The 14,413-nt window shown below is 41.5% G+C and carries 13 protein-coding genes and 1 pseudogene; 5 read left to right on the forward strand and 9 right to left on the reverse strand.

The window, feature by feature from the left end:
* Nucleotides 1-12 precede the first annotated feature (12 nt).
* The 3 genes and pseudogenes from rpsP to ylxM all read right to left on the reverse strand — a co-directional run bounded on the left by rpsP (nucleotide 13) and on the right by ylxM (nucleotide 2,017).
* The gene (gene rpsP / locus DXB52_RS06000; RefSeq protein WP_015529518.1) at nucleotides 13-258 is read right to left on the reverse strand and encodes a 30S ribosomal protein S16; all 246 of its coding nucleotides are present in this window, start codon (nucleotides 256-258) and stop codon (nucleotides 13-15) included.
* A gap of 52 nt (nucleotides 259-310) precedes the next feature.
* Nucleotides 311-1,665, reverse strand: a pseudogene (gene ffh, locus DXB52_RS06005) (signal recognition particle protein).
* A 1-nt stretch (nucleotide 1,666) separates the two neighbouring features.
* The gene (ylxM, locus tag DXB52_RS06010; protein WP_015529516.1) at nucleotides 1,667-2,017 is read right to left on the reverse strand and encodes a YlxM family DNA-binding protein; all 351 of its coding nucleotides are present in this window, start codon (nucleotides 2,015-2,017) and stop codon (nucleotides 1,667-1,669) included.
* Between the two features lie 279 nt (nucleotides 2,018-2,296).
* On the opposite strand from ylxM, the gene DXB52_RS06015 reads away from it, so the two are divergent.
* Together DXB52_RS06015 and DXB52_RS06020 are read left to right on the forward strand one after the other, a co-directional pair.
* Complete coding sequence (locus DXB52_RS06015; RefSeq protein ID WP_118106746.1) at nucleotides 2,297-3,241, forward strand: S8 family peptidase; 945 nt, start codon at nucleotides 2,297-2,299, stop codon at nucleotides 3,239-3,241.
* A 110-nt stretch (nucleotides 3,242-3,351) separates the two neighbouring features.
* Nucleotides 3,352-3,648 carry a hypothetical protein gene (locus DXB52_RS06020; protein ID WP_015529512.1) on the forward strand — a complete coding sequence of 99 codons (297 nt, stop codon included), beginning with the start codon at nucleotides 3,352-3,354 and terminating at the stop codon, nucleotides 3,646-3,648.
* 60 nt (nucleotides 3,649-3,708) lie between these two features.
* On the opposite strand, the gene DXB52_RS16140 is transcribed toward DXB52_RS06020, so the two are convergent.
* A complete protein-coding gene (locus tag DXB52_RS16140) occupies nucleotides 3,709-3,873 on the reverse strand; it encodes a hypothetical protein (RefSeq protein WP_020436864.1) in 165 nt (54 codons plus the stop codon).
* Between the two features lie 604 nt (nucleotides 3,874-4,477).
* Here DXB52_RS16140 and DXB52_RS06025 point away from each other — a divergent pair.
* Nucleotides 4,478-4,762, forward strand: coding sequence for a hypothetical protein (locus DXB52_RS06025; protein WP_118106747.1), 285 nt, complete (start codon nucleotides 4,478-4,480; stop codon nucleotides 4,760-4,762).
* Between the two features lie 132 nt (nucleotides 4,763-4,894).
* Nucleotides 4,895-5,677 (forward strand): tRNA pseudouridine synthase A, encoded by a 783-nt coding sequence (locus DXB52_RS06030; protein ID WP_117835952.1) that lies wholly within the window; start codon nucleotides 4,895-4,897, stop codon nucleotides 5,675-5,677.
* A gap of 51 nt (nucleotides 5,678-5,728) precedes the next feature.
* Here the strand turns inward: DXB52_RS06030 and DXB52_RS06035 are convergent, their stop codons facing one another.
* The gene (locus DXB52_RS06035) at nucleotides 5,729-8,176 is read right to left on the reverse strand and encodes a glycoside hydrolase family 3 protein (protein ID WP_118106748.1); all 2,448 of its coding nucleotides are present in this window, start codon (nucleotides 8,174-8,176) and stop codon (nucleotides 5,729-5,731) included.
* A gap of 296 nt (nucleotides 8,177-8,472) precedes the next feature.
* Between DXB52_RS06035 and DXB52_RS06040 the strand changes: the two genes are divergently transcribed.
* A complete protein-coding gene (locus tag DXB52_RS06040; RefSeq protein ID WP_472519982.1) occupies nucleotides 8,473-9,747 on the forward strand; it encodes a sodium:solute symporter family protein in 1,275 nt (424 codons plus the stop codon).
* A 363-nt stretch (nucleotides 9,748-10,110) separates the two neighbouring features.
* Here DXB52_RS06040 and DXB52_RS16780 read toward each other — a convergent pair whose 3' ends face one another.
* The 4 genes from DXB52_RS16780 to DXB52_RS06055 all read right to left on the reverse strand — a co-directional run bounded on the left by DXB52_RS16780 (nucleotide 10,111) and on the right by DXB52_RS06055 (nucleotide 14,230).
* Nucleotides 10,111-10,707 (reverse strand): MATE family efflux transporter, encoded by a 597-nt coding sequence (locus tag DXB52_RS16780; RefSeq protein WP_472519983.1) that lies wholly within the window; start codon nucleotides 10,705-10,707, stop codon nucleotides 10,111-10,113.
* A complete protein-coding gene (locus DXB52_RS16785) occupies nucleotides 10,695-11,462 on the reverse strand; it encodes an MATE family efflux transporter (RefSeq protein ID WP_472519984.1) in 768 nt (255 codons plus the stop codon). The genes DXB52_RS16780 and DXB52_RS16785 overlap by 13 nt, the downstream gene beginning before the upstream one ends.
* 5 nt (nucleotides 11,463-11,467) lie before the next feature.
* The gene (locus tag DXB52_RS06050) at nucleotides 11,468-13,150 is read right to left on the reverse strand and encodes a carbon starvation CstA family protein (RefSeq protein WP_118106749.1); all 1,683 of its coding nucleotides are present in this window, start codon (nucleotides 13,148-13,150) and stop codon (nucleotides 11,468-11,470) included.
* A 171-nt stretch (nucleotides 13,151-13,321) separates the two neighbouring features.
* Nucleotides 13,322-14,230 (reverse strand): recombinase family protein, encoded by a 909-nt coding sequence (locus DXB52_RS06055; RefSeq protein WP_118106750.1) that lies wholly within the window; start codon nucleotides 14,228-14,230, stop codon nucleotides 13,322-13,324.
* Nucleotides 14,231-14,413 lie beyond the last annotated feature (183 nt).

The following is a 14,413-nucleotide window of genomic DNA, read 5'->3' on the forward strand; positions in this document are numbered from 1 at the left end:
ATACAGATTCGATTATTTCTCGATTCCTGCTGCTTTGAAGATCTTTCCAACAACTTCTGTTGGCTGAGCACCATTGTTGAGCCATTTCTTAGCTGCTTCCTCGTCTACTTTGATTGCGCTTGGCTCAAGGTTCGGATCGTATGTTCCGATTTCCTCGATGAATCTTCCGTCTCTTGGAGATCTAGAATCTGCTACTACGATTCTGTAAAAAGGAGCCTTCTTCTGTCCCATTCTCTTTAATCTGATCTTTACTGCCATTTTTTTCACCTCATAATTTTTCTTAATTTTTTGTTATTGTTTCATTTATATGTCAAAAGGGAAGCTTGAATTTGCCCCTTTTTCCACCTTTGCCACCCATCATTCCAGGAAGTTTCTTCATCATCTTTCTGGATTCGTTGAACTGTTTTACCATACGGTTCACATCTGCGATATCCACACCCGCACCCTTGGCAATTCTGTGCTTTCTGGATGGATTCAGCAGATCCGGGTTTCTTCTCTCTTCCAAAGTCATGGAGTAGATGATTGCTTCCATCTGAGCCATCTTCTTCTCATTCTCTTCGGAATCAAAATCAGGCATCTTACCTCCGAGATTACCCATTCCAGGCAGCATTCCCATGATGCTGGACAAACCGCCCATCTTACGCATCTGTTCCATACTGTCAAGGTAATCCTCAAAGTCAAACTGAGCTTTCTTCATCTTATCAGCCATCTTCTTGGCTTTCTCTTCATCAAGCTCAGCGCCTGCCTTCTCAATCAGGGAAAGGACATCTCCCATTCCCAGAATTCGAGATGCCATTCTGTCCGGATAAAACTGCTCCAGATCAGAAAGCTTCTCTCCCATACCGACGTAAAGGATCGGTCTTCCTGTCACTGCCTTGATAGACAATGCAGCACCGCCTCGTGTATCACCGTCAAGCTTTGTGACGATCACACCGTCGATTCCAATCTTATCGTTAAAGGAACTTGCTACATTCACCGCATCCTGTCCGGTCATCGCATCGACAACCAGGATCGTCTGATGAACTTCCACAGCTTCCTTGATCTCCTGAAGCTCTGCCATCATATCTTCATCTACATGAAGACGTCCTGCAGTATCAAGGATCACAATATTGTTACCATTCTTTGCTGCATGCTCAACTGCTGCCTTCGCAATATCCGCCGGCTTGTTCTTGTCTCCCATGGAGAACATCTCTACGCCCTGCTTCTCTGCGTTGATCTCCAACTGCTTAATTGCAGCCGGACGGTAAACATCACATGCTACCAGAAGTGGTTTCTTACCTTTTAACTTAAATTTTCCTGCAAGCTTTGCAGTTGTTGTTGTCTTACCTGCTCCCTGAAGACCTGCCATCATGATCACTGTGATCGCACTGCCCGGTTGAAGCTTGATCTCTGTTGTCTCAGATCCCATAAGCTTAACCAGCTCTTCATTAACGATCTTGATCACCATCTGTCCCGGATTCAGTCCGTTCATCACATCCTGACCAACAGCCCTCTCCTGAACATCCTTAATGAAGCCCTTAACAACCTTGAAGTTACATCCGCTTCAAGAAGCGCCATCTTAACTTCCTTCAGAGCTGCCTTAACATCATCCTCTGTCAGTCTTCCCTTGCTTCGCAGGTTCTTAAATACATTCTGAAGTTTTTCACTTAAGCTGTCAAATGCCATTCTATAACTCCTCTATGATCGCATCCGCAATCTTACGGATCCGCTTCACCATCTCTTCCGGGTCATTCTTCTCGCGTTCCCACTCTGCAAGTGTATCATCAATCTTACTAACCTTCTCCTTCACAGAAAGGAACTTCTCTACAAGATGAAGCTTCATCTCATATCCTTCCAGTGTCTTCTGACACCGCTTCACAAGATCATGTACACCCTGGCGGCTGATCCCCTTCATCTCAGCAATCTCACTGAGCGAAAGATCTTCCAGCGCGAACTGCTCATAAATCTCCTTCTGATGATCTGTAAGCAATTCCCCGTAGAAATCAAACAATAATGCCTGCTCTAAAAACTTATTCATTATCTTCACCTCTGCTATCATACACGAAACGCAAGGTGGTGTCAAGTGTTTTTTCTTTACAGTTTGCCATGCGATAAAAAAGTTGATGGCTCACGTTATAAGCTCGCTTATATAAGAGAGCCGGCAACTTTTTTATCATAGGCGGACGCCCTTAAGCGAAAGAGCTTGCTCTTGAGCTTACCACATGGCAAACGGATGTTTTATCATCTCAGCGTAGACATCTTTGTCATTCATTTAGCATCAGGCATATAATAAAGAAAAAACAAAGGCTTTTCCTTCATGAAATGGGTAAAACAATCCATTCACTACTGGTGTCCGGACACACAAGAACACAAATTTCTCGGACAAAATGTCACTGCTGCTATTCTTGATACCGGAATTTCTCCTCATCCTGATTTTAAAGGTCGTATCCTTTCTTTTCGGGATTTTTCCAGTACCACTGGTTCTTCCGAAAAAGTTCTTTTTTCTTTCTCTCATTTCTCCCCTCTCATCGACAATAGTGGACACGGAACCCATGTAGCCGGAATTCTTGCGGGAAGCGGACTTCTCTCTTCCGGAGCTTATGCCGGAATTGCCCCCTTCTGTAATCTTATTATTGGGAAAATATTAGATCAGAATGGAAACGGATCTATCAAAAATGTCATAAACGGGATTCAATGGATCCGTGATATCTACACGCAATTCCATATCCGGATCATTAACATTTCCGTAGGTACACGACCGGATCTTTCCATTCATCAAAAACTTCTTTTATTGAATGCTGTGGAATCCCTCTGGGATCTTGGGCTCGTCGTAGTTGTCTCTGCCGGCAACTACGGACCTGCTCCCGGTTCCGTCACAGTTCCCGGAAGCAGCCCAAAAGTTATCACTGTTGGTGTTCCCGACACTTTTCCTCTGATCCACACCCAAAGGCATCCTCTCAATTATTCCGGCCGCGGTCCTACAGATGACTGCATTGTCAAACCTGATGTTTTTGCCCCCGGCACAGGAATTGTAAGCTGCAATGCTTTTTACTCTCAATTTCCAAATGCTCCGCCTTATCTTTCCAAAACAGGAACATCCATGGCTGCTCCTGTTGTTTCCGGTGCAATTGCCTGTCTTCTTTCAAAATACCCGTTTCTCACCAATGCAGAAGTTAAATTAAAACTTCACGCTTCCTGTGTGCAGATTCCGGGAACTGAATCCGGTTGGGGAATTTTAGATTTTTCCCGGCTGCTCGAATAATTTTTGCCACTTCACATCTTTATCACTACAAATAATTTCTCATCTCACATTTTCTTTTTCTCCGCATACTATAACATTGTAAATCAAAAAATCTTTCGGAGGATTTAACAATGAGTGAATTAACAGCTACAAACTGCGGATGCGGTTGTGACAACGGATGTGCAAACAGCTGCGGCTGTGGCGGAAACGGAAATGGATGCGGACTGAATAACTCCTGCCTTTGGATCATCCTTCTCCTCTGCTGCTGCGGTGGCTGGGGTGGTAATGGTTGTGGCGGATGTGGTAATGGCTGCGGCAATGACAGTTGTCTGTGGATCATCCTTCTTCTTTGCTGCTGCGGCGGATGGGGCAATAATGGCTTCGGATGCGGCGGTTGCGGTAATGGCTGCAACTGTGGCGGATGCTGATATCTGTTCCTTCTTCCACTTCAAATGGGGCATGCGGAAAAACCGCATGCCCCTTCTGGCTTATCTTTTCAAACGATTCGGTTTTCCGGTAACAACACTCTGTTCCGCTCTCTTCTCGTCTGATGTTATCTTCTTTTCTTTCAATTCTCCAAGCTTTTTCTTTAACATACACTTCTCATCAATTTCATATACTGCATTCCCATCAATAATTAACTTTCTGGACATTTTCGTTTTCCTTTCCTCTTCTTATTATTAAGATATGCCCCTGATTACAAAAGGTCTTTAATTCAGTATACGCATGATCCGATTTTTCACACATCTATATTCATGAACAGGAATATATTTTTTCTGCATTTCATATATATGTATCAGTTCAGCTGAAAGTCAGGAGGGTTTATTTTTTTGAAAACACCGACGCCTATGACCCCCTTTGACGAAGCAACTGCTTCCGGACTTCGCATGCTGAAACTTTTCCTTCCTCTTTTCCCGCCAGCTACACAGAGCATGCTTGCCGTCTTCATTAAATTCATCGAACTGCAAAATGTTCTTCACCAACAGGCTCCTGTCAGTTATGATGCACTTTCTGCCTGTGACTTTTCTTCTGGACGAGGAATAGAAAGTCTTTTTCAAGACAACATAGATTCTATTTTTGACCATCTGTCACCTTATCTCACATCAGAAGAAAAGCAGCTCTTTTCTACTTTCAAGAACATAAAAGAGATGATGTCTATGGCAGATATGTTTACACAATTCTTTTCATCTGCTCCGCCTTCTGATGAAGAGCCAGAAGACACTATAAACAATAGCTCACCGAAAGGAGATCTTAACAATGGAAAACTGGATGAACCATCCTGCAATGAAAACGATCGATCCACTCAAGCTGGAACTGATCAGGACAGCTGCGAAACAGACGAAGGGAAAATCCGGAAATGAACTTGCCCCGATCATGCTCGCTCTTATCACAAATGCAAACCGACAGGGACTTCGTTTCAATCCGGATGAAGTTTCATTAATTCTTGAAGTATTAAAAGAAGGTAAAAGCAAAGAAGAACAAAATCAAATTGACCGCATGATGGAAATGACCAAAAATGTATTTCGAAAACATTTTAAATAAAATCAGAATCACTCTCTTCGCCTTTGCAGTCTTATTTCTCTTCTTTTCTCTATACATTTCCATCTGCATCAGTTAAAATACAAATGATGACTTGTCTGGAAACAGACATTATTTATAAATGGAGAACGATATATGCAGAATATTAAATTAACACTCCAATATGACGGTACACGTTATCTTGGTTGGAAACGCCCGGAAAAAAGCCACAATGATCGCACAGTATCTTATAAAATTGAAAATGTATTAGAAAAAGTAACAGGAACTCCTGTTACTTTATTTGCCGGGATCCGAACAGAACCGGGAGTTCATGCCCGGAATCTCACAGTCAATTTTCTTACAGAAAGCCAACTGACTCCTGCAGAATTCAAAACTGTTCTGAACCAGTATCTGCCACAGGATATTGCCGTTTTAGACGCAGTATCAACACCTGAACGCTTTCGGGCAGACTTAAATGCACGCGAGATCACTTATGAATATGCCATGGATTTATCACCGATCTATGACCTGTTCCACAAAAACTATCGCAGTCGATTAACTGATCTGTTATCAGATTCATTATTTAATCTGTCACCTGAACAAACAGCAGAACTCCCAAATATTCTTCTTATGGAAACCGCTGTCCACTCATTACTTGGGAATCATGATTTTAAGCATTTCTCTTCGATTCGAAAAAAGAAAGGAACTGAAAAAGAAATAAAAGCAATTACTTTTTTCATAGAAGAGTCTACGCTTTATATTCGTATGACAGCCAATGATTTTCTCTATCAAATGGCTCCATTTATTCTGGGAACACTTTTGGATATTGGTATAGGAAAAAGGCCTGTTGAATGTATCAATGCAATCCTCGAAGGAAAGGAAAAGCCTTCTGCATCCTGCGACACAAAAGGCTTGATCTTATACGATATCGTTTATTAATTTTTGAATAATACGAAAAAGACTCTCATCTTCCATATTACCGAGGTGGTTTTACATTGTCTTAAGTGCAACACTTAAAATATGTTTCGCACAGCGTTGTAAATCTGCTTTGGTAATTTCTTTTCCTTCGTTCACTGCTTCTACGATATCATCCACATTCTGCTGACATCCCGGCATCTGAAGGTCATTTCCAGCTTTAATGCACTGTACACTGCTGGAATGACTATATTTTCCGGACGGTGATACCATTCCCATTTCTGTTGTATCCTGTGAAGTGTACCAGTCTGTCATCACAAGACCTTCAAATCCCCACTCATCACGTGCAATATTCTGCAGCATGTCATAGTTGTTTGCTGAATGAACTCCGTTGATCAGATTGTAGGAAGTCATGATCGCATATGGCTGAGCTGTCTTTACCGCAATCTCAAATCCTTTCAGATAGATTTCTCTCAGCGCACGCTCGCTGATATGTGCATTCGTAAACATACGGTTGTCTTCCTGATTATTTCCTGCAAAATGTTTGATTGTTGTTCCCTTTCCTTTTTGAGACTGAACACCTTTCGTCTCTGTTGCAGCACAAAGACCTGTCAATACCGGATCCTCAGAATAGTATTCGAAGTTTCGTCCACAAAGCGGATTACGATGAATATTCATGCCAGGTGCGAGCCATAGATCTACATGTAACTGCTTCATCTCTTCTCCGACAAGCTCTCCCATTCTATGAATCAGATCCATATCCCAGGATTGTGCCAGTGTTGTTGCGATTGGAATGGCAGTACAAAGTGTCTCTAAACGAAGCCCTGCCGGTCCATCTGCCTGAATAAGATTCGGCACTTTTCGTGTTTCAAGTAAACTGGAAGTGGTGTCTCCTGCTGCACCCGGCACACAGGAGGATGCTGAACCAATTACATTTCCGTCGCCATTTTTTCTCTCTGTTCCAACACAAAGTTCTGCCATTTCTTCCACGGTAAGCTGCGCTGTCAGTTCATCCAGAGTCGCGTTGCCTGCTTTTACATCTTCCAGCGTCAGAACTTCATCTTTCCTCTTATCCATAAGTGTCCTGCGCATCACTTCATATTCTACAAGTTCTTTCTTAAAGTTCTCTGCCTGAAGCATAATTCTAAACGGAATCGCCGGAACACCGAAATCAAATTCAATATCGAAAATCGGAATCATATGGTGAAGCTCTCTGACTGCAATTGTATCACGCATCAGACGTTTCAGTTGGAGTGTTGTCACCTGCTCATCAAGGTCGATGACTGCCACAGCCTCCGTATTACGTGAACTGTTTCCTACGCGGATCGTGTATTCTCCCTCTTCCATAATCCAGGCTGCGTCATATGCATCAAAAGATGCCATATCTGTCGTTGCAAATGTGATCGTCACGACATCTTTTTCTCCCGGTGCAAGCAATTTAGTCTTAGCAAATCCTGCAAGTTCCTGTGTTGGTTTCTCCATGATTCCATCCGGTGCGGAATAATAAACCTGAACAACTTCTTTTCCAGGATATTTGTCACCAATGTTCGTAACCTCAACTTCAACCTGTACCTGCTTTTCATCTGCTGTTACATTCATTGTTTTTATTTCAAATTCTGTATAGCTTTTTCCATATCCAAAGCAATATAGAGGCATCACACCAAACGTATCAAAATAACGATATCCCACATAGATTCCATCACTGTAATATTCGTCGTCAAGATTTCCATCCCTGTGGCTAAATGTTGCAGAGGATGGATAATCCTCATAAGATCTTGCCCATGTATCAGTCAGCTTTCCTGAAGGAATCGTCTTAGCAGTCAGCACATCAGCAACTGCATAACCTCCCATATTTCCTGTCTGTCCCACAAGCATAATTGCCCGTACACCTTCAATTGCCTTCAATGAAGTCAGATCAATGACTCCACCTACATTCAAAAGAACAATACAGTTCTTATAGTGTTCTGTCATAAAACGGATATTCTGAAGTTCTCTGTCGCTGAGATAATAATCTCCCTTCTCTGCCCTGCGGTCTTTTCCCTCTCCGGAATTTCTAGAAATTACATAAATTGCCGCATCCGCTTCTTTTACATCCGCTTCTGTAATCTCCGGCTGTTCCGGTTCCTCAAAAGGGTTCTCGAAGGCATATAGCATCGATGGTTTTCCTGTTTTCTCTGTAAATTCATTTAACTTTTTCGCATACGCTTCCTGCGCATCCGCATAAAGTCTGTCATACTGATCCAGCCAGCCTTCTGTTACAAATTTAAATCCTGCATGCTCAAGCCCTTGTGCAATCGAAATGTTTTCACGTACATTTACATCACCGGATCCTGTTCCACCTTTGATCGTATGTCTTGCTCCTGTTCCGAATAATGCAATCTTCTTTGTACCAGCCTGAAGTGGAAGGACTCCGTCATTTTCCAAAATTACCATACACTCGCCTGCGAGGCGGCGCACTTCTTCCTGATGTTCTATCTCATAATTCTGTATTTCATCTGTTTTTAACGCATCTATCTGTGTCATATACAATTCCTCTTTTCTGTCGATTATTATAATTGTAATAATAGAAACGTCAAATGTCCACCCCCTAAAAAATGTTCTTTTTCGCGCTGTCCTCTCGCCTTTTATTATTTTTGTTAATATCTACTATACCAATCGATTATCTTCCGGAAATATTGATAATTTTCAATAAGTTTTTTCTCTTTTCAGGTTGCATGTGAAAGTTTTTATGGTATAATTATTCGTATGAACATAGGTGTCAGGTTTCGCTATTTCCTGATACCTTTTTCAAATTTGACTAAAGGAAAGAGGGATATTTTATGCAGTCAAACATTATTGTAACCGCTGTCGTTGTTATTTATCTTCTTGTTATGTTATTGATCGGTTATCTGTCATCCAAGAAGATTGAATCCAACACAGACTTCGTTGTTGCCGGAAGACGACTCGGACCGCTTTTGATGGCCGGAACTCTTGCTGCTACTGAGATTGGTGGAGGAAGTTCTCTCGGTGTTGTTCAGCAGGGTATGGAAAGTCACGGACTCAGTGCCGCATGGTACATTATCACAATGGGATTCGCTTTTGTGATTCTTACATTCCTTGCACCTAAATTCCGTGCAGCAATGGTTAAAACCGTTCCTGAATATTTCCGCCGTCGTTATGGAAAACCTTCAGGAATCATTACATCTTTGATCATGTTTGTTCCATTGATCGGACTGACAGCCGGACAGTTTATCGCATCTTCTGTTATTCTGTCTACAATGCTGAATCTGAATTATAAGACAGCCGTTCTGATCGTAGGTATCGTTGTAACAATTTATGCGATCATGGGTGGTCTTTGGAGTGTTACACTTACTGACTTTGTTCAGGTATTCCTGATCGTGATCGGAATGATCATCGCACTTCCATTTGGAATGAATCTTGCCGGTGGATGGGACAATGTTGTAGCTAATGTTCCTGCTGAAACATTTGACATGTTTAAAGGTTATAATGTAATGGATGTTATCAGTTTAACAATCATGTATGTTGCTACATTTACTGTAGGACAGGAAGCTGTATCCAGATATTACGCTGCAAGAGACGGAAAAGCAGCAAGACAGGGATCTGTCCTTGCTGCGATCGTAAACTTTATCTACGCTTTTGTTCCGACACTTATGGGAATCATCGTACTTGCACTGATCAATATGGGCAAATTCAATGCTGCGGACTTCCAGGATGTTGGTGCCCGTTATGCACTTCCGGTTCTTGCTATGGAAGCAATGCCGGCAGTTATCTGCGGATTGTTATTTGCAGGTATCGTATCTGCCACAATGTCAAGTGCTGACTCAGACCTTCTTGGTGCCGGATCGATCTTTGCAAATGATATTTACAAGATTGTGATTAAGCCTAGCGCATCTGATAAAGAGATCATGGTCGTAACTCGTGTTACAATGGCAGCTGTAGGTGTTTTTGCTACTCTGATTGCATTATTTAATACTTCAAGTATTGTTACAATCCTGATGTTTGCCTTCACCCTTCGTGCCGCAGGTTCTTTCTTCCCATATGTTCTCGGACATTACTGGAAAGGAGCTTCCCAGGCAGGAACCATGCTTCTCTGATCGCCGGAACTATTGTTGTAGTATATCTGGAGCATGTTTCCAAAGGAAATCTGTTCGGTCTGCACTTCAATCAGCCGATCGTACCTGGACTGGTTGCTGCGTTGATTGCATTCCTTATCTTCTCACTGGTTATGCCTCCAAAGAAGCAGACAACAGAGCTTGCACCTGAAGAGTAATTTTCAGGAATCATATACCAGACATAAATCTATAAATATACTAAAACTTCTTTTAAAAAAATAGCAGATATAAGAAACAGCAAGGCTACTGCCAAAAGCATTATCATTAAAATGCTTTCCCGACAGTAACCCTGCTGTTTCCATTTTTGTTTGGATTTCTCTTTTTTGTTCAGATTTCTCTTCTTATTTAAATTACTTTATGCTCCAGCCATTTTCTGCTGTGGAATCGCCAGGTGAAAATAATACTTCTGACCGTCCAGTCCGCAAACATTCCGATCCATACTCCCATCGGGCCAAATCCCATTACACGGATCAGAAATACACACAGGCAGAATCTGCATGCCCACATTGTACAGCAGGATGTGATCATAGAAAATTTTGCATCCCCTGCTGCTCTCAATCCATATGCCGGAACAAATGACATAACCCATACAAGCGGTTTTACAATCGTGATCCACATTACCATATGGAAACACATCTTCGCACTCTCCGGTTCCATACCGCCGAGAATCGTAATTGGTTTCGTCAGTGCAAAAACAATCACACAGCTCGCAGCCATAACGATCTCAGCAATCACGCAAAGCTTTTTGATGTAATAAACTGCCTCATCCTTCCGGTCAGCTCCCAGACATTGACCTACAATTGTCATCAATCCGATTCCGACTCCGATACCACCGATTCCGTTCAGATTCTCCAGAATGTTCGTCATTGCCTGCGCAGCGATTGCTGTTGTTCCAAGTGTTGATACTGTGGACTGAATCGCCAGCTTTCCTAACTGGAACACACTGTTCTCCACACCGGATGGAATTCCGATTCCAAGGACCTGCGGATCATTCTCCAGTCTGGACGGATTTTCAGATAATCTCGTACCACAATTGGCTGACGATCCAGACGAAGCTCTGCCAATACTACAACCGCACAGAAAATACGTGAAATCAAAGTTGCCAGTGCAGCTCCCGCGACTCCCATATGGAAGCCCCAGATCATAATTGCATTTCCGACAATATTCATCACGTTTGATACCATTGAAATGAGCATCGGATCTCTCGTGTTCTCCTGTGCCCTGAAGATCGATGCCGCTGCATCATACGCCGCAATAAACGGAAATGATAATGCAGTGTAGAAGAAATAGATTTCAGATGCTCTCATAACATCTGCTTCAACTGCTCCAAAAATCAGGTGAAGTAACGGTTTCTGAAAAATAAGACAAAATGCGCTGACAGCTACTGATATAAGAGTGATGATAAATAGTACCTGTCGTGCAGACTCATTTGCCCGTTCTTTATTCCCCTGTCCAATGTACTGGGCGCAGACGATCGCACCTCCGGCTGCCAATGCGGAAAATGCCTGGATTACCAATATATTAATAGAATCCACCAGTGATACCGCTGAGATTGCTGCTGATCCCACATTACTAACCATCATCGTATCCGCGGTACCCATGATGGAGTTCAATAACTGTTCCAGTATGATTGGTACTAAAAGAGCACGGATCATCTTGTTGCTGAACATATGTTGTTGATTTATATTCGCTGCCATTTATATTAAGCTTCTTTCTTCTCTGTAAGCTTTTTAATTCCCTGAATTGCTACGATTACTCCAAGGATAAGAAGCAGAACAGCAAAGATCAGCTGTAATGTATTTCCAAGGCTCAGACCTGTTGTCATAAACTGACCTCCCAGTTTACAGATTGTCATCCCAAGTGCTGTAAATGTTACTGCCATCATAAAGATCATTGGGATCCAAAGCATTGCTCCCTGGCGTTTTGTCTTCTTAAGGAATACTGCACATGCAATCAGTGCAAGTACTGACAGAAGCTGGTTTGCTGATCCAAACAGTGGCCAGATCTCTGCATATCCTACCTTTGCAAGTAAGTATGCAAGTACCAGTGTAATAACTGTTGAGAAATATTTATTGGTTGCTACTTTCTTGTACAATGGCAGATGATCCATATCTGTATCATCATCAATAAAGAATTCCTGGAAAGAAAGTCTTCCGACACGTGCAACGGAATCAAGTGATGTCAGTGCAAATGCTGATACTGCAAGGTTGATCAGTGTAAATACAAGTGAATGCGGTAATCCGATCACTTCAAGGAAGTTTGCGATTGCTCCTGCAAAAATCTGTGGCTGTGTTGTCAGTCCCTGTGCTGCTGCCTCGCCGTCAGCGAAGGAAGCAACTGCGATCAGTGCGATTACAGCAAGCATACTTTCCATGATCATTGCTCCATAAGATACTGGGAGCATGTTCTTCTCACTCTTAATCTGCTTAGAAGCAGTTCCTGAAGATACCAGTGAATGGAATCCGGATACAGCTCCACAAGCAATTGTTACAAACAAAATCGGGAACATATAACTTCCATCTACATTGAAGCTTGTAAAAGCCTTCAGATTACAGGATGGATTTGCTATAAATACTCCTACAACAGCTGCTGCAATCATAAAGATCAGCAAGTAACTGTTCAGGTAATCACGTGGCTGAAGAAGCATCGTTACCGGTGCGACACTGGCAATCAGAATGTAAATAAAGATCAGGATATGCCATGTCTCTCTTGTCAGATACATCGGGAAATAAAGTCCAAGTGCTACCGCTGCAACAAGCATAACAATCGCAATTGCTGTATTAACCCACTTATTCAGTTTGGCATATTTCAAAATGCAGCCAAGTGCTACCGCTTCTACAATAAAAAGCATTGATGTTGTTGCAACAGCACCATTTGCTGCTACTTTACTTATAGTTCCTGCATCATCAGCTACGAATCCATTGAATGTTCCTGCAACTACATCCGCAAATGCAGCAACAACAAGAATACAGAATAACCAGCAGAATAACAGGAATAATTTCTTTCCGAGTTTACCGATATACTCCTCGATAATATAACCAATTGTACGTCCTTTGTTTTTTACAGAAGCATACATGGATGCAAAATCCTGCACTGCTCCGAAGAAAACGCCTCCGATCAGAATCCATAAAAGCACCGGAAGCCATCCAAAGATTGCTGCCTGGATCGGTCCATTGATCGGTCCTGCTCCTGCGATAGATGCGAACTGATGACCAAATACGATATTCGTATCTGCCGGCACATAATCTACGCCGTCTTCCAGCTCATAAGCAGGAGTCTTTGCATTCGGGTCAATTCCCCATTTCTTCTCGAGATATCTTCCATAGAAAAGATATCCTCCACCTAATACAACGATGGCAATGACCATCATTATAACTCCGTTCATTTTCTTTCCTTCTTTCTTAACTATAATCCAGATGCTCTAGTCAATAAATAGATCGCACTCTGTTTTTATGTTAAGAGTTTAGCACTTCATTGCGCTAAATTCAAGAAGGATTTTATATAATTTTTATGTTTTTTTAAGATTTTGGATAAACATATTGCACAAGGGGGGTTTTTATTGGTTTTCTTTAATCCTCCTGTAGAATGTAGATTTTGATAATTTGGTTGCCAGTAAAGCTTCTTCTAATGGAATTTCTTTCTTTTGAAAACGAGAAATAATTTCCTCAAGAAATTTATCATCTATCTCTTTTCGCTTTCTTCCTTTATATTTTCCTTTTTCCTTCGCCAAAGCAATTCCCTTTTTCTGTTGTCGTTTTCTAAGCTGCTCATCCATCTGAAACATACCTTCCAATACGGGCATCCAGTTTTTATAATCTTCAACGTTCAGATTAATTTTTTCCTGTTTTGATTTTAATCGAATTCCATAATGCATTAAGCGATTCAGCATCTTTACGCAGGATCTTGAATCAGTTCCCAAAGAAGAAATATTTTCAATAATGATTTCATCCCCATATTGTCCCTTCTCAATACATGCTTTCAACTCTCTGGCATTTTCAACTTTTTTACTAACAGTTTCTTCTCTTGCACGCTCTACAATCAAATTATCAATTGCAGCACGAAGATCTGTCCTGATCAGCCACTCCAATCTGTCATAATAGTCAAGTCCTACACTGTCTAACAATTCCCACAGATCTTCTCTGGAACTTCCAGGCGTCCTCTCTGTAATGAATACCGGCACATAATTAACTCTGTAATAATGATCCAGGCGTAAATCCATATCAATCCCCGGAATTCCCTGAAATACTCTAGTAGAAAGCGTATCTATAATCGGCCAGAATGGAGAAATAATATATTGAAATTCTTCATTTTCAAACTCCTCATACGTGATCCTTCCAACCTGAATCTTTTCATTTTCCTTTGTAACAGCTTTAATAATTCCACTATTTCGATAAATTGGTACTTCCTTAATCGGTGTCGTGTATTCATTTCTTGCAACCCAATCTGTTCTTACATATGTGCTCATATAATATTCACCACCTCAATCTGATATCTTAATAAATCATCTGTCACCTGTTAATTTCTCAAATGGATTCTCTATCATTTTCTGATATCGTACCAACAAAATCTCTTTATAAAATCTTTTTCTTATCTTTGAAATTTCATTTATTGAATCAATCATTTTTCAACGTTTGTCATATTAATTCTT

The sequence above is a fragment of the Ruminococcus sp. OM04-4AA genome (assembly GCF_003462585.1).
Lineage (GTDB): Bacteria > Bacillota > Clostridia > Lachnospirales > Lachnospiraceae > Mediterraneibacter > Mediterraneibacter faecis.